Genomic DNA, 15,871 nt, shown 5'->3' with positions numbered 1-15,871 from the left:
AGACAGCAACGGGGACGGCGAACGCCGCCCCCTTCAAACCGGTTACAGCGCCTCCTGGCACAGCACCATCATCCGCTGCACCATCGTGGACGCCTCGTTCAACTCCATTTCACTCGTGAACAGGGCGGTCACGCTCGACAGGCGCACCGCGATGCCCGCACCGAGCAGATCGCGGCTGGCGATCTTCAACGCAAGCTGGCCGATGCGCACGCGATCGAGCCAGCCCATCGTGACCTGCTGCTTGTCGAGCCAGCGGCGGCAGCAATCCACCACGTGGTCGACGCGCCACTCCTGCGTCAGGGCATACGACGCGGCGGCAATCGCGACGAGATAGCACAGCAGCTCGGGCCGCGCGCTCGCCATATCGCTGAATTCGGGTTTGTTCATGCGGTGGACCTTCGATGTGTTGCACGACGTCGGCGTCAAGTATGACCGAACCCCGGTAAAACAAGCCCGAAGGCGTTGCGCGCGAGAGACGGCCCGCGTGCGCCGCTTGCCAGGCCCCAAAACAAAGCGCCGGGCCAGCGCGCTCGCGCAGGCCCGGCGGTGTGCCGGCGGGGTGTGCCCTGTCGCTCAGCTTCCCGGTTTCCCCGGCTCGGCGTCGCCGCGCAGCAGGGTGAAGCGATTCTGATCGAATAGATAGTAGTAGGTTCCGTTGCCGGTTTCATCGCGATTGCCGCGCACGATCACCAGCTTGCTGTCGCGCCGGAAGCCCACCGGCTCCTCGACGTCGGGATTCCAGCAGCACACGGTGAACGGCAGCCAGACGGTCAAGCCGGTGTTGGCGTCCACCGCCACCGCCATCACGCACGACGCCCCACAGCCCCAGGTGCTCAACGTGTAATGCCCGGCGAAATTCGGCGCCTTGCCGCTCAACTCGCGCAGCCGCGATGCGAAGCGGCGATCCTGCGTGGAGCGGATCGCCGTGGCGACGATCGTGCCGTGCCAGTCGGCCGCGGGGAAATTGTCGAAACGCGGTACCGGGTTGGCCGCCAGCGCCAGTTTCGCCAATCCGGCGAACACCAGCACGGCGGCGCCAAGGCGCAGGACAGGCATCGCGTTCAATCGCTCAATACCAGTGGTGAATTTCCCAGAATTTCCTGGCATGCGCCGCGCTGTGATAACGGCCGTAGATATACCGCAGCCCGCCCTGCGCTTCCTGCACCGCAATCCCGAACGAACTCACGCCATTCGGATTCAAACCATACTGCGCGCGCAACAAGCGGAACAGGCCGCGCGCCGACGAATCCTGGCTGCGCGAATTGACCACACCGCTCGATTCCTGCGCCATGATCCACAGCAAATCGCCAAAATCGGTCGGCGGCGCCTTTTCAAGCGCGATCGCATTGCGCAGCGCCATTTGCGAAGCCGGCGGCACCGTGGACGGATCGACCGTCACCCAGCCCTGCTTGCCGGACGGGCGTGGAGAAAGGGGATTCGATTGTGTGCTCGGTGCGTCGGCCATCGTCGTATTCCTGAGTGAATTGCGGTCATTCCGAATCGGTCGACGGCGACTATAAACGTAAATATCTTCAGCGTAAATCCAACCACCGGCCTTGAAATCGTTTCGATGATTACCGGTTCTTTGAATGGGGAAAAATTGCCGCGCGATTTTAAGATTCCATTTTGAATCGGTAAATTTCACTTTTTAATCGATGCGCATCGAATCGATATGACATACCGGTTAATCGCGCCGAATAGCGAACATTCGCTTTCGGGTTGAAAGCCGCGCGGCAATCAGCGCGGGCCCCGCCCCGCCGGTATCATGATTCGACTCGCGCGGCCCGACCGCCCCCTCACAACAGCCGGAGACATCGCCCATGCAATCGTTCTCGTTTCAGACCGTTCCGCATATCGTGCTCGAACCCGGCATCGCGCGCCGCCTCGGCCAGACGCTGCGCGAACGCTACGCGGGCAGCCGCGCCTGCGTGGTGACCGACGCGTTCCTGCATCGCGGCGGCACGCTGGCCCCGGCGCTCGAAAGCCTCGCGCTGGCCGGCTGGGACACGCTGGTGATCGACGACGTGGTGGCCGATCCGCCCGACCACGTGGTACGCGAGGCCGCGCTTCGCGCGCGCGGCTTCGGCGCGGACCTCGTGATCGGGCTGGGCGGCGGCTCGTCGATGGACGTCGCCAAGCTGGTGGCCACGCTGTGCGCGGGCGATCAGCCGCTGGAGGAGATGTACGGCGTGAACCGCGTGCGCCAGGGCCGCCTGCCGCTGGTGCAGATTCCCACCACCGCCGGCACCGGCTCGGAAGTCACGCCGATCTCGATCGTCACCACCGGCGCCACCACCAAGAGCGGCGTGGTCGCGCCGCAGCTCTACGCCGATGCGGCCTATCTCGACCCGGAACTGACAGTGGGCCTGCCCGCCGCCGCCACCGCCGCCACCGGCATCGACGCGATGGTGCATGCGATCGAGGCCTACACCAGCAAGCGCCTGAAGAACCCGCTGTCCGATCATCTGGCCTGCAAGGCGCTGCAACTGTTGACCGCCAACCTGCTGCCCGCCTGCCGCGACGGCGGCGATCTGGCCGCGCGCTCGGCCATGCTGCTCGGCGCGATGCTGGCCGGGCAGGCGTTCGCCAACGCGCCGGTGGGCGGCGTGCATGCGCTCGCCTATCCGATCGGCGGGGTGTTCCATGTGCCGCACGGGCTGTCGAACGCGCTGGTGCTGCCGCATGTGCTGCGCTTCAACGTGCAGGCCGCCGCGCAGCAGTATGCGGAACTCGGGCAGTTGATCGGGCTCGCGCCGCACGGCAGCGTGGACGAGCAGGCCGAGGCGTTCATCGCGCATCTGGTGTCGCTCGCGCGCGATGCGGGCCTGCCCGCGAACCTGCAGGCCGTGGGCATTGACGTGGGCGACCTCGCCGGGCTGGCGGCCGACGCGATGAAGCAGGAGCGGCTGCTGATCAACAACCCGTGCGAGATCGACGAAGGCAGCGCGCTGGAGATCTACCGGCGCGCGTTCGAGCATGTCTACGACGAGGCCGCCGGCGCGTAGGGGCGCATCCCGCCCAACTGCTGCAACAGATCGAGGAACGCGCGCACCTTGGCACTGAGCAGCCGCCGCGAGCTGTACAGCGCCCAGATTTCCACCGCCGGCCCGGCATCCACGCCGAGCTGCACCAGCCGGCCGGCGCGCACTTCCGCCTCGGCCAGCAGCCCCGGCAGCAGCGCCACGCCCGCACCGTCGAGCACGGCCTGCTGCACCATCAACAGCGACGACATCCGCAACACCGGCCGTGGCGCGATCACGCACGGCCGGCCGTTCGCCAGTTCCACCGGCCAATGCGTCTGGCCGGCCGCGTTGCTCATGATCACGGCCGGCAGCGCCAGCGGCGCGTCGGGGTCGCGCGGCGCGGCCGGCAGCGCGAACCCTGGCGACGCCACCAGCACGCGGCGATCGGTGGCGATGCGGCGGCCCACCAGCAACGCGTCCTGCGGCGGGTTCACGCGAATCACCAGATCGAACGCGTCCTGCACCGGATCGACCATGCGATCTTCCGCGACGATCTCCAGCTCCACCTGCGGATAGGCCCGTGCGTAGGTCGGCGCGATCCGGCTCAACACCACATGCCCGAACACCATCGGCGCACTCACACGCAGCCGCCCGCTCGGCACCGGCGCGCGCGCCGCCACGGCCTCGCCCGCCTCGCTGATTTCGGCCAGCAGGCCACGCGTGCGCTCGTGCAGCGCCAGGCCCTCTTCGGTCAGACGCAGGGTGCGCGCGCCGCGCTCCACCAGCCGCACGCCGAGCGCGCGCTCCAGTTCGGCCACGTGACGCGACAAGGTGGCCTTCGGGCGATCGAGCGCGCGGCTGGCCGGGCCGAAGCCCTTGTGCTCGGCGACGGCGTTGAAATCGGCCAGGGCAGCGAGATCCATGATCGTTCCATCCACGAGACGAAAGGTCTCGATTATCGGCCTTTCGGTGCTTTAATGGAACGCATATCGTTCTGTCTACCGGGCCGCGCTTCCGCGGCTCTCAACCGACTCAGGAGTACGACATGACGATTCTCGTAACGGGCGCCACCGGCGTGGTGGGCCAGCAGGTCATCGCCCATTTGCAGGCCCAGGCGCCGGCCGGCACCGCGATCCGCGCGCTGACGCGCTCGCCGGAAAAGGCCCGCTTCGACGACCAGCGCATCACGGCAGTCAAGGGCGAACTGGCCGATCTCGACGCGATGCGCACCGCGCTGCAAGGCGTGGATACGCTGTTCCTGCTCGCACCGAACGCCGCCGACGAACTGACCCAGGCGCTGCAGGCGCTGGGCCTGGCGCGCGAGGCGGGCGTGAAGGGCATCGTTTATCTGTCGGTGTTCAAGGGCGCGGACTACGTGGACGTGCCGCACTTCACCGGCAAGCACACGGTGGAACGCATGATCGAGCGGATGGATCTGCCGGCCACGGTGCTGCGCCCTGCCTACTTCATGCAGAACGACGTGCGCCTGAAGGATGCGCTGCGGGAACATGGTGTGTACGGCATGCCGATCGGCCGGAAGGGCATCTCGATGGTGGATGTGCGCGATATCGGCGACGCCGCCGCGCGCGAACTGCTGCGCCGCGAGCACGCCGCCGGGCCGCTGCCGCGTGCCACGTTCGAGCTGGTCGGCCCCGAGGCGCTGACGGCCGATGCGATTGTGGCGATCTGGGGCGAGGCGCTGCAACGTGTCGTGCGCCATGGCGGTGACGATCTCGATGCGCTGGATGCGCGGCTCAAGGCATTCGCGCCCGGCTGGATGGTTTATGACATGCGGCTGATGATGCAGCGGTATCAGCAGGACGGTGCGGTGGCGACGGCGGGGGACGTCGATGCGTTGACGGCGTTGTTGGGGCGCGCGCCGCGTGGGTATCGGGAGTTCGCGGATGCGTGTGCGGTGGGGTGGGCGGCGGGTTGAGTGGTGAGTGCGGCGGCGGTGGTAGGCCGCCGCTCGTGAACCGCCATCGGCCTAAAGCTAACGCTGTGAATTAAATCACTACGGCGCTCAATGTGGCGCAAGGCACAAAGCTCAACGGCATAAGGTCGAGGAATTCATCCGCCTTAGAGCTCGATTGGAACCATATGCCAAACGCCTACTCACCATTGTCGATCCGACCACTCTTGACTGGATTCTTTCTCATCATCTCGTTTGAATTTTTTGTAAAGCGATCGAGTCACGATGACCCCGATGACAATAGCTACCACCAAGATTAAATAAGCGATCATGTTATAAAAAATTAATGAATGTTTCATCAAGCCGCCCCAGCTTGGCGGCAAGCTGCAATTTCGCCGTACGCCAATCGGCGATGGCTTGAATTTTGCGCTGCCGTGCATTTGCAAGGGCAGTTTGCGTGTTTAGTAGCTCCAGTATGCTGCCGACTCCAGATACATATCGGTGTTGCGCGGCATCAAATGCTTGGTTAGCGATTTCAACCAATGCTTCGCTATGCTTTTCATTTTGAGAAGATGTTTCAAGCGAGTGATAGGCGGTCCACACATCGAGAGAAACTTGACGGATGGTGTCGTCCAGCGCAGCAGCCTGATGTTCTGCCTCAGCACTCGCCTGCGCGACCTGATAATGACGTTGAAATCCCTCGAATAGCGGAATGCTGACTTGAACGCCGATATAGGCATCGTGCCCGGTCGCTGGAAAGGTCGGCACCCCAAGGCCAAGAGTCGCCGGTTGGTTGTTGCGGCTATATTTGGCGGTCAGGCTGATACTCGGCAAACCCGCTGCGCGAGTTTGCGACACTTTGGCAAGCGCTGCGTCATATTCTCGTTCCGCGGCAATAACCGACGGATGTGATTGCCTGACGTCGTCGATTAGCTGGGCAAGCGATTCGTTCCAGGTCTGATCCGGTAACGGGGTACTCTCCACGGATGGCAATTGGATGGCAGCACCGGGGGGCAAGCCCATATCCGATGCCAACGTACCGATCGCGATTTGCAAGTCACCTTTCGCTTTGGTTTCGTTAAAGACGGCTTCATCGTGTTGGGTTTCGGCCTGCAAGGCATCGGTAATCGGCGCGATACCTCGATCAACACGTTGTTGAGCCGCACGCATGCTATTCCCGGTGAGCATTTCGACGTCATGCGCAGCTTGCAATGTGCCCAAGGCAGCCTGAGCCGCGAAATAGTCTTTGCTGACTGTTCCGAATTCTTCCTGCAAAGCCGCACTTTGAGTGGCGCGCGCCGCAGCCAGCAAATCCGACGCGTTTCTCAAAGCCGCCTCTCGACCTCCAAAATCAAAGAGCAGCCAATTGAGCTCGATGTCTTCGGTTCGAATGGTTGCGTTGGTCTTCGAGCTGAGGTCAGGATGGCCAGTGACATTCGTCTCGGAATTATCTTTGACACCTTGCCAACTTGCCGAGAGGGTCGGTAAATAAGCGCCACGGGCAGCACCGACCGCCGCCGCTTGCGCCTTGACATCGGCCCAGGCCTCTCGCGTCTTCGGGTTGTTGCACAAGGCCCGCTCGACGGCCTCCTCAAGTTTTAGAGGATTGCCGGGCGTACCGAACGCACAAGGTGTCATCCCCGGAAGCATCTCCGCACTTGCTTGTGCTGCGACAGCGTGATTCGCCAACAGTGGATCAAACGCCTCGGCGCGCGGAATGCAAATGACACATGTGACGACGGTCGCGAAGAGCAGCTTAACGTTCATGCATGCTCTCCTGCATACCCTCGACGAGCGGGCCGAGCAGATATTGCGCGACAGTCTGCTTGCCGGTCTTGATCTCTGCCTTGACGGTCATGCCCGGCGTCAGCGATATCCACCGATTGTCGATCCACATGCGATTTGCGTTGAGCCGGATACGTGCGGTAAACGTCAGCCCAAGCTTTTTGTCGGCTACCGCGTCATTCGACAAATCGACGACCGTGCCGTCGAGCATCCCGTAGCGTGAATAAGGGAAGGCATCGAGCTTGATTGCTGCGCGTTGGCCTATCTTGAGGAAGCCCACATCCTTATTTTCAATTGTTGCCTCCACCTCCAGTGCATCGTTGGGAACGATTTCCATCAAGGACTGAGCAGTTGTCACCACGCCACCGAGCGTATGGGTCGCCAACTGCTGGATCGTCCCGTTAACGGGGGCAGTCAGGCTCAACAGCGCCCTTCGGGTTCGCGCCTTGGTTTCGTCGTTACCGCTTTGAGTCAGTTGCTCTGTAGCCTTCTCTAAATCGTCGAGACATTGGCGACGAAATTCAGAGGTCGTTTGAGCAACGGTCGCACGTTGTTCAGCAATGCCCGCCATCAATTCTTGAGCGTGACTACGCTGTGCGGCCAGCTCATGCTCTTGGTCCAGCGCGGTTTGCTCCTTGTCCAAGTAGTCGCTTTTGGCGACGTATTTGTCGACGGATAAGGCCTTGTAGTCGTCGGCTTGAACACGCGCTAGTGGCGAGGTCGCGGCAAGTTTCGAAATTTCCTGCCGAGTTTCATCAAGGTCGGATTGTCGCTTTGCAAGCTCGGCCATTGCGGTGCCGAGTTTGTCCTCGTACTCGCGATACGCTCCATCCACGAGATGTTGCGCCTCAGCTTGACGCTCCATGGTGGCGTCATCGATTACCCCGACCTTCGGCGGTTTTCCGCTCGCGAGCGCATCGAGCAGCGCTTGAGCGCGAGCCGCCGCGAACGCGGCATCCAGGCGTGAAGACTTCGCATTCTCTTCGTCTGCCGTGGCTTGCGTGGCATCGAGCTTGACCAGTAGATCGCCTGCCTTGACCCGCTGGCCGTCATGCACCGCGATCTCGCGGATCACGCCGGTTATCGCCGGTTGAATAATCTTGACGCGCGCGTTGGGTATCAGCTTCCCTTGTGCCGTCGCGACAATATCGAGCTTCGCGAAGCAGGTAATTGCCAATGCAATGACAACCAGAAGAATGATGATGCGTGCTGCCCACCTGGGCGCAGGATGAACCGGCGACTCCACCAGCTCAAGGTGAGCCGGTTGAAATGCCAGCTCGTATTCCAGTTTTGCCGGGCCGTCCAGTTGCTGCCGGATCTGCCAGGCCGCACGCCAAACGGATCGATATCGACGCGCGAGATCGAGTAATGCATGAAAACGCAATGAGATGGACATGACGCTCACCCGTGCTGCAGCGAAAGCAGATGAGCGTAGTAGCCCGCCATGGCATGCAACGAGTCGTGCGTGCCGCGTTCGATAATGCGTCCTTGGTCCATCGCGAATATCTGATCTGCGTGACGAACGGTGCTGAGCCGATGCGCGATGATGATCACCGTTCGGCCAGCACAAATTGCCCGCATATTATTCTGGATCACGCGCTCGGTTTCGAAGTCGAGTGCGCTGGTGGCTTCGTCGAAAATCAGGATGCGAGGGTTCGTCAGCAATGCCCTGGCAATGGCGATACGTTGGCGTTGGCCGCCCGACAGGTTGCCGCCGTGCTCCTCGATCTGCGTGTCATAGGCTTGGGGCAATTCGCAGATGAAATCGTGTGCGCCTGCCAGCTTCGCCGCATGAATAACGGCCGCCATTGGCGCGCCGGGGTCTGACAGGGCGATGTTCTCTCGAACAGACCGATTGAACAGGTAGTTTTCCTGAAGAACGACGCCGATATGACGACGCAACCAAGCCGGATCGGCGAGCGACAGATCGATGCCATCGATTCGCACGGTCCCCTGCTCCGGAACATAAAGACGTTGCAGGAGTTTGGTGAGCGTGCTCTTGCCGGACCCGGAGCGCCCGACGATGCCGATAATTTGTCCTGCGCGAATATCGAGGGAAACGTCGTCGAGGATCGGTTTTCCATCCGGGCGATATCGAAATCGCACATGCTCGAGTCGGATGTCCCCTTTGAGCGGAGGCATGGCCTGAGCGCTCTGGCGCATTTCGGTGCGCGTGTTCAGGATATCGCCAAGGCGGCTCATCGATATCCCGACCTGCTGGAAATCCTGCCAGAGTTGCGCGAGTCGCAGAACCGGCGCCGCCACGCGCTGCGACATCATGTTGAAGGCGATCAATTCACCGATCGTCAGCTTGCCGTCGATGACGAATTTGGCCCCCAGCAACAATGTCGCGAGCGAGACGAGTTTGCCGATGTACTGGATCAGTTGTTGACCGATGTTGCCCAACTGCGTCACACGAAAACCGGACGCCACATAGGCAGCCAGTTGCATCTCCCACTTCTTCGTGAATTGCGGTTCGACCGACATGGCCTTGACGGTTTCCACGCCAGACACGGCCTCTACGAGAAATGACTGATTATCAGCACCTCTTGCGAATTTCTCGTTAAGCCGCTGCCGTAGTACTGGCACGAGCGCTGCCGAAACGCCGGCGTAAAGCGGGAGGGACAGCACCACCACCGCCGTGAGCCAGACACTGTAGAAGCACATGACTGCAATGAAGACGATCGAAAAGAATAGATCGATCACCGCTGTCAGTGCCTGGCCGGTCAAGAAATTCCGGATGTTTTCGAGTTCTCGCACGCGAGCGATCGTATCGCCTACCCGCCGCACGCCAAAGTAGGACAGTGGCAATGCGATCAAATGCCGAAACAGGCGTGCGCCGAGTTCGACGTCGATTCGATTCGTCGTGTGCGAGAAAATGAAGTTTCGCAGCGCGGTGAGTATCACTTCGAACGTCGAACAGACGAAAAGCGTGACGCCGACGACAGCGAGCGTATTGAAGGTGTGGCTTACCAGCACCTTGTCCATGATCACTTGGAACATCAGCGGTGTCACGAGCCCGAACACCTGGAGGATGAGCGAGATGCCAAGCACTTCCAGGAGCAAGCGTCGATATTTGACGACGGCGGGAATGAACCATGAGAAATCGAACTTCGCCAGTTCGCCTGTCAATGAGGCGCGGGAGGCGAATACGATCATGTGGCCCGTTGATCGCCGAGCGATGTCGTCCTTCGATAACAGCACCGGTTGCGTCGAATGGGCTTCGAAAGCCAGTACGGCATCCCCGTCCTTGCGAGCCGCGATGAAGTGTTTGCCGTCTCGGTCAATGCAAAGCGCCGGCAACGGGGATCGGTCGAGACGATCCTGCCTGAACGGCACGAGCCGTGCCTTCAAGCCAATCGAGCGCGCGGTCAGAATGAGCGCGTCGCTGTCGAACGGTTGATCGCCTCGGGCTGCCGCGTGACGTAGTTGAGCGGTATCGGTGGCGATGCCATGAAATCTGGCGATGACGACGAGGCAGGCCAACGCCGGGTCGTCTTGCATGCGTGCGATTTCCGCGTTGTTATCTGGGGCGTTCACTGCGTTCTCTTGTTTTGGTCTCTCGTTTTCGCGCACCGTCGTCAGTGCTGGCGGAGTTGCGTTTAGATCAGTGTGTCGGCACTCATGCGTAATCGATGCTCGAAATGTGTCAACAGAAGATCGACACCATCTGCGTCAGGGCGATCGTCGGTGACGATATGCAACGTCGGTGCATCGGGTCTCTCGTACGGAGAGCTGATGCCGGTAAATTCGGGAATCAGACCGGCCTGTGCTCGCTGATACAGGCCTTTCGGATCTCGCGTCATGCAGGTCTCGAGCGATGCATCGATAAACACTTCGATAAATCGATGATCACCCACGATATCGCGGGCGACTCGCCGATCTTCGGCATAGGGTGAGACAAGCGCCGCGACCACGACTAAGCCGGAATCGACTGCCACTCTGGCAATTTCCGCTGCCCGGCGAACGCTCTCCGCACGGCCTTCGCGGCCAAATCCGAGATCTCGATTGAGGCGAGCTCGTAACGTGTCGCCGTCTAGTACCAATACACCGAAGCCTTTTTTTCGCAATTCGCCTGCGAATTTCTGAGCGAGCGTCGTCTTTCCTGCTCCCGATAAACCGGTCAGCCAATAGCAAAGGGCGGTGTCGTAAGTGCTCTTGGCGTTCACAGCAGCGTGACCTTTCTTGGATTGAGCTCGGGTTTCGCCCAGAAATTGGAGCCTGCGTATTTGGCGAAGAGGTCAGGCGGTATGCGAGGCGAGCGTGGCTGATACTCCACCTTGCTTCTTACCTTGTGGAGTCCCGGCATACCCAGCTGTGCGTCGTACTCGGGCTCGTCGTAGACAGCGTTGTTGAAATCGTGCTCGAACCAAGGCTCGCCGATCGCTCGATACAGCGATTTGAGGACTCGCTCCGGTTCGCTGACGAGACGTTCGTATTGAACGACAAGCAGGCGACCGGCATCACCACCGTACCAAGCTTCACGCAAGGTGCTCCATGGGTGGCCAATCAGGCCTCGCTCGGTATCCATCAAGGTCTCGGCCCTGGCGTATACCGAGTTTCCGGGCTGGAAGTTGAAAACCTTCGAGAGTTGCAGCGGATTCTTTCCCAGCATCGTTTCCACGCTGTCGATGATCCAACTCACCTCTCGCACGCAGCAGATGATGCGCGCTTGCGGATAAAGTGCAGCCAGCAAGGCTACCTTTCCAGTCCAAGTACGATTCGTGTCGAAGACAACCTGGTCTGCTGAAATCTGTCCGTAATATGAATCGAATATGCCGCGCAGCATCCGAGCACGTTTTTCGTCATCGAAAAACGTACTGAATTCACCGCCACACATTTTCGGATGAATAGCTCCGCAAAGCGCTGCGACCGGGCTCGTCATAGCTGCCGTGAAGCGCGGATTTTGGCGAAGCAGCGCGCCCAGCAAGGTTGATCCGGAGCGTGGCAATCCGGAGATCAAATGCAGATTTGAAACCATTGAATTCGAAGTCCAGCAACAGGTCGATAAGTGCAGCGTATTCAACGGCTGGCGAGACATCCGCCAGCCGCCGAATAAGAGGCATACGGCTCGGGTTAGTGAGCCGCCGCTAGCAACTGCGTTTGCATCGATGCCTGATCGACAGGTGAGGACACTGCGGCACCCGCATTCGTTGCCCCCCCTGCCATGGCCTGTATCAGCGCTGTAGTCTGCGCGGAAGCCCCGTACAGCGCCTGGATGGCGTTGATATCGGTTTGATCCAGCGTCTGGTTGCTCGAGGTCAGGTCGTAATTCATGATCGACGAGGTATCGGCGTTATCTGCGAGTCCCAATGCATGACCGATCTCGTGAAGCACCGTTTGATAGAACGTCGCTTCGGCCCCCGAGTAGATCTGGTCACCATTTGCGCTGCTGACGAATCCATCTTGCGTAGGTGATTCGAGTTCAATGGATGCACCCGCGGCGATGACCCCGTTTGCCGCCTTGAACGTGGTATAGCCGACTTCGCCGGTTGTGGCCGTATTCAGATCGGCCCAATTGATGGAAATATCGGAAGATGCCGTACTCGACACCTCCTCGAAGTTCAAACCCGAGGCGGCAGCCCATGTGGCAAACGCCTGCTCGATCTCGCTCTCGTATTGGGAGCCTTGTGATCCACTCGTATCGTTAAAGCTCCAAGTGATCGTCGGGACGTTCCAGCGGGCGCCCTCAAGCACGTTCGGACCTGCTCCCGAAGCGGCTTCGGTGTCTCGGGACATTTCTGCGGCCTGAGCCAGCCCATTTTGAGCCGCCATTGCTGCAATACCATTGCCCTGAGATTGATCAAATTGAGCGATTGCGGCGACGTTGCTCGAGAGCTTTTCGGTTACATCTGCGCGACTGCCGGAGAATCCGTAGCCGCCGTAGTAGCCGTATCCATAACCACCGCCATTGCCGGAGCCGTCGTCGATGTAGTCGACGCCACTCCACCCAGTACCAGAGTCTCCGCTTCCATCAACAATGTCACCTGCGGCATCACCACTAAAGTCGATCGTGTCGCCACTGATGTCAATGTTGTCGTCTTCGCCATCTACGCCGACGAAACTTCCAGTGCCCGCATAAACCAGAACATCGTTGTTGCCATTGATATACGTAGTACTGCCATTGCCATCGGCGATCCTGTCCCCAGCGCCATAGACCGAAAGCGAGTCGCCATCCGCACCGTTAATTTGAATGCCCGACCCACTGAGGATGTCATTGTAGCCAGCAACATTGATCGTACTGCCGCTACCGGCATAGTAAAGATCGTCTCCACTGCCGAAAATGCTGGTAGTGCTTGCAAGACCGTTAGCGATATAGTCTCCGCTTCCCCAGATAGACAACGAGTCGTTGTCCTCTCCATCAACCGTGATGCTCGAACCAGTAATGGTGTCATTTTGACCCGAGACGTTGACAGTACTTCCGCTACCGGCATAGTAGAGGTCGTTGCCATTTCCAAAAAGATTGGTGGTGCTGTTCAAACCATCAGCAATGGAATTTCCACTTCCCCAGACAGATAGCGAGTCACCGTCTTCTCCGTCTACCGTGATGCTCGAACCAGTGATAATGTCGTTTTGACCTGAGACGTTGACGGTGCTTCCGCTGCCGGCGTAATAGAGATTATTATCACTTCCAAAAACATTGGTAGTGCTGTTTAAGCCGTCGGCGATGGAGTTCCCGCTGCCCCATACAGACAATGAGTCGTTGTCCTCACCATCAACGGTAATGCTTGACCCGGTGACGATGTCATTTTGACCAGAAATGCCGACAGTGCTGCCACTTCCGATATAGGACAGGTTGTCATTATTGCCGTTGATACTTGTGGTGCTATCTACACCGTTTGTAATCGTATTGCCGGCTCCGTTAACAGTGAATGTATCGTTGTCTTGGCCGTAAACCGTATCATTTGATGCGTTGACAATGTCGTTTTGACCAGAAATCCCAAATGAGCTTCCGCCTGACGATCCGTCGACATCGCTGACGACGTTGTTACTACCAACAAAATCCTCGGACAGGGAATTCTGCGCAACTAGAATCGTGCTACCAGAACCATTCAGTTGATTATCTGAACCAGACAATGTGAAGACATCCCCTGACAGCGAACCCGAAATTACGTTATTGTCTCCGGAAATATTAACGACATCGCCATCCTCCGCAGCAATAATTTTGTCACTCCCAAAAATATTTTCATTGAAATCCTGCCCGTTTATATCTATCGACGAGGCGTTCGTAGTGAGCGAAACTCCCGACGCATTAATATTTGCCGTCGATGACGGATCTGTGAAAGTTTGTACTTCCGAACCTAAACCCGAAAATTCTTCGTTCGATATGACATTTCCCAATTCATCAGTTACGATGGAACTATAAGTTCCATCGGAGTTATGAACATAGGAAATATTCTCCACAATATTACCGGAAACCGAATATGTCGACGAGCTAACCTGCGATCCCGAAAAATAAATCTGCTCAGACTCCCCATTAGTCAAACCCAAACTTGCGGAGGCAATACTCCCATTGGAGTAGTTAACAATTATATTATTATCAAGCACTGATTGATTAGTTACCACACCACTATAATTCGACAGCGCATACATACCGCCAAGCAACGCAGGATTTGAAGAATAATATTCCGGAAAAGATTGATTAACAATAGCATTGTATGAACCAAGTTCGCTGAATGCCGCTTGAATCAATGCATTGTTCGCGTCTGCAGTTGGCAGACCGGCGAGCCCACCGTTGGTCCAGGCGTTATCCAAGACAGCCTGGATAATGCCCCCGGCATGATTCGTTCCATCACCATTAATAATAAATCCAGAATCAATTCCCTTGTTCGTATAAACCTGCTGCTGCACCTGAAAGCTGAATGCTTGCGATTGACCTTCCGCTATGCCACCGAGTATTCCGGCCATCGTATTGAAATTAGGATCATTGGGACTGAGATTTCCCAATGAATTAAAAAGCTGTTGATTTGAAGCAAAATTCGCATATTTCCCAACTTCGTAAGATAAATCACTTACAAAATTCAAAGGATCAGAGTTTGCTTCGGCCCATATGGCGTTACCCAAAAGGATTTGAATTTGGCTTCCAACAGCCGTCGTCTCCTCTCCATTTGAATCAAGCGGATTATTATTACCAACCGGAACATAAAGCCCGATAGGCAAAGCAGTTTTTGCATCAACTTCAGATTGATAATTATTTAAATACTGAACCAACAGCGGGCTTGAATTAATATAATCGAGTGCAGCTGATGAAATTTCCTCACCACCCCACATCGTGGCAGAAGCAGAGATCGGAGTTAAGTTAATTTTGGCCACTTTTTTCCTTATACGTTTGAGTGAGATATATCTCGGACACGCATGCCGGGACCCTTGGAGATAATATGAATTTAATTTTTATATCACCCTTTTCACCAACCGCCTCCAAATATCGCCACGACGTCGCGGGGCCGTAGCCTTTTACAAAAGGAAAAAATTTCCTGACATCCTCACCGGATAGGCATATTGAATTTAAATTCAATGACAGCTTTGCCGCTGCAGTCTGCACCTTATCATCCGAAATACTTTCAATGAAATCTGCGATACATGGCTGCTTCGACGTCCGAGAAGAATCCAACATCGGAGATATGTTTAAAAAAAACATTCTTCTTGTGGCAACACTTGGTTCAGGCGGAATAGATATAGCGCAGTCATTAAATGCAAAGGGGGAAATTTTAATATTTTGAGATATTAACTCGGAACGAAGGGAATTCTGATAAAACTCGACATCAGCTAGATCTCCGTGATCAAACACGTTCCTGAGCGCAGGAAGCAAGTCAGCACTTAATAAGTGATTTTTATTTTCAACACCAATTGAGTTATTTTTTGCAGACCCAGTTTCCACACACCCGGAAATCAAAAAGCCCATAAAAACATATGCCAACTTATCCAAATGAGGAAAAAATTTTTTCACCACACCCTCCGATTTAGATAGCAAAGAAGATATGAGCAAAAATATGATGCATCTCTACCCCTCGACCTTTTATATTTTACGATTTCGAATTTTCTTAAAACTCGGCCCAATGACTTGACAATCCCCAATGATATTAGAGAGACATTCACGAATGAAATTTTCATGTTCGGCATTAATTGCCCGACACTTACTCGGACAACCGGCCGATTGATTGAATAGGTTTGACGCACATAGAACTTTACTCTCTCATTTTGTTATCTTCAC

The 15,871-nt window shown here is 57.3% G+C and carries 13 protein-coding genes; 2 read left to right on the top strand and 11 right to left on the bottom strand.

What is annotated here, in order from left to right; all coding sequences use genetic code 11:
* Positions 1 to 42 precede the first annotated feature (42 nt).
* The 3 genes from AB4850_RS04770 to AB4850_RS04760 form a co-directional block, all read right to left on the bottom strand.
* Positions 43 to 387: a hypothetical protein gene (locus tag AB4850_RS04770; protein WP_414441453.1), complete on the bottom strand. Its 345-nt coding sequence runs from the start codon at positions 385 to 387 to the stop codon at positions 43 to 45.
* 186 nt (positions 388 to 573) lie between these two features.
* Positions 574 to 1,056: a hypothetical protein gene (locus AB4850_RS04765; RefSeq protein WP_414441452.1), complete on the bottom strand. Its 483-nt coding sequence runs from the start codon at positions 1,054 to 1,056 to the stop codon at positions 574 to 576.
* A gap of 13 nt (positions 1,057 to 1,069) precedes the next feature.
* The gene (locus AB4850_RS04760) at positions 1,070 to 1,645 is read right to left on the bottom strand and encodes a hypothetical protein (protein WP_414441451.1); all 576 of its coding nucleotides are present in this window, start codon (positions 1,643 to 1,645) and stop codon (positions 1,070 to 1,072) included.
* A gap of 175 nt (positions 1,646 to 1,820) precedes the next feature.
* Here AB4850_RS04760 and AB4850_RS04755 point away from each other — a divergent pair, with 175 nt between their 5' ends.
* A complete protein-coding gene (locus tag AB4850_RS04755; protein WP_414441450.1) occupies positions 1,821 to 3,005 on the top strand; it encodes an iron-containing alcohol dehydrogenase in 1,185 nt (394 codons plus the stop codon).
* Here AB4850_RS04755 and AB4850_RS04750 read toward each other — a convergent pair.
* Positions 2,981 to 3,886 (bottom strand): LysR family transcriptional regulator, encoded by a 906-nt coding sequence (locus AB4850_RS04750; protein ID WP_414441449.1) that lies wholly within the window; start codon positions 3,884 to 3,886, stop codon positions 2,981 to 2,983. The two genes, AB4850_RS04755 and AB4850_RS04750, sit on opposite strands and share 25 nt — an antisense overlap.
* Before the next feature lie 122 nt (positions 3,887 to 4,008).
* Between AB4850_RS04750 and AB4850_RS04745 the strand changes: the two genes are divergently transcribed.
* Entirely contained in the window at positions 4,009 to 4,899 is an 891-nt protein-coding gene (locus AB4850_RS04745; protein WP_414441448.1) for an NmrA family NAD(P)-binding protein, read from the top strand.
* A 309-nt stretch (positions 4,900 to 5,208) separates the two neighbouring features.
* Here AB4850_RS04745 and AB4850_RS04740 read toward each other — a convergent pair whose 3' ends face one another.
* The 7 genes from AB4850_RS04740 to AB4850_RS04710 all read right to left on the bottom strand — a co-directional run bounded on the left by AB4850_RS04740 (position 5,209) and on the right by AB4850_RS04710 (position 15,607).
* Complete coding sequence (locus AB4850_RS04740) at positions 5,209 to 6,642, bottom strand: TolC family protein (RefSeq protein WP_414441447.1); 1,434 nt, start codon at positions 6,640 to 6,642, stop codon at positions 5,209 to 5,211.
* Positions 6,632 to 8,050, bottom strand: a complete 1,419-nt coding sequence (locus tag AB4850_RS04735) for an HlyD family type I secretion periplasmic adaptor subunit (RefSeq protein ID WP_414441963.1) — start codon at positions 8,048 to 8,050, stop codon at positions 6,632 to 6,634. Before AB4850_RS04735 ends, AB4850_RS04740 begins: the two co-directional genes overlap by 11 nt.
* Positions 8,051 to 8,061: 11 nt before the next feature.
* Entirely contained in the window at positions 8,062 to 10,164 is a 2,103-nt protein-coding gene (locus AB4850_RS04730; protein ID WP_414441446.1) for a type I secretion system permease/ATPase, read from the bottom strand.
* 98 nt (positions 10,165 to 10,262) lie between these two features.
* Positions 10,263 to 10,829, bottom strand: a complete 567-nt coding sequence (gene cysC / locus AB4850_RS04725; RefSeq protein ID WP_414441445.1) for an adenylyl-sulfate kinase — start codon at positions 10,827 to 10,829, stop codon at positions 10,263 to 10,265.
* Positions 10,826 to 11,641 (bottom strand): sulfotransferase family protein, encoded by an 816-nt coding sequence (locus AB4850_RS04720; protein WP_414441444.1) that lies wholly within the window; start codon positions 11,639 to 11,641, stop codon positions 10,826 to 10,828. The genes cysC and AB4850_RS04720 overlap by 4 nt, the downstream gene beginning before the upstream one ends.
* 95 nt (positions 11,642 to 11,736) lie before the next feature.
* Positions 11,737 to 14,973: a matrixin family metalloprotease gene (locus AB4850_RS04715; RefSeq protein WP_414441443.1), complete on the bottom strand. Its 3,237-nt coding sequence runs from the start codon at positions 14,971 to 14,973 to the stop codon at positions 11,737 to 11,739.
* Positions 14,960 to 15,607, bottom strand: a complete 648-nt coding sequence (locus AB4850_RS04710) for a hypothetical protein (protein WP_414441442.1) — start codon at positions 15,605 to 15,607, stop codon at positions 14,960 to 14,962. The genes AB4850_RS04715 and AB4850_RS04710 overlap by 14 nt, the downstream gene beginning before the upstream one ends.
* Between the last annotated feature and the right edge of the window lie 264 nt (positions 15,608 to 15,871).

The sequence above is a fragment of the Burkholderia sp. 22PA0106 genome (assembly GCF_047497155.1).
Classification (GTDB): domain Bacteria; phylum Pseudomonadota; class Gammaproteobacteria; order Burkholderiales; family Burkholderiaceae; genus Burkholderia.
This window is presented reverse-complemented; position numbering and strand designations above follow the sequence as displayed.

What these genes read in the sequence shown, in the direction of transcription:
- AB4850_RS04770 (WP_414441453.1), bottom strand. Translation starts at nt 387, where the DNA reads ATGAACAAACCCGAATTCAGCGATATGGCGAGCGCGCGGCCCGAGCTG.
- AB4850_RS04765 (WP_414441452.1), bottom strand. Translation starts at nt 1,056, where the DNA reads ATGCCTGTCCTGCGCCTTGGCGCCGCCGTGCTGGTGTTCGCCGGATTG.
- AB4850_RS04755 (WP_414441450.1), top strand. Translation starts at nt 1,821, where the DNA reads ATGCAATCGTTCTCGTTTCAGACCGTTCCGCATATCGTGCTCGAACCC.
- AB4850_RS04750 (WP_414441449.1), bottom strand. Translation starts at nt 3,886, where the DNA reads ATGGATCTCGCTGCCCTGGCCGATTTCAACGCCGTCGCCGAGCACAAG.
- AB4850_RS04745 (WP_414441448.1), top strand. Translation starts at nt 4,009, where the DNA reads ATGACGATTCTCGTAACGGGCGCCACCGGCGTGGTGGGCCAGCAGGTC.
- AB4850_RS04740 (WP_414441447.1), bottom strand. Translation starts at nt 6,642, where the DNA reads ATGAACGTTAAGCTGCTCTTCGCGACCGTCGTCACATGTGTCATTTGC.
- AB4850_RS04730 (WP_414441446.1), bottom strand. Translation starts at nt 10,164, where the DNA reads ATGCAAGACGACCCGGCGTTGGCCTGCCTCGTCGTCATCGCCAGATTT.
- AB4850_RS04720 (WP_414441444.1), bottom strand. Translation starts at nt 11,641, where the DNA reads ATGGTTTCAAATCTGCATTTGATCTCCGGATTGCCACGCTCCGGATCA.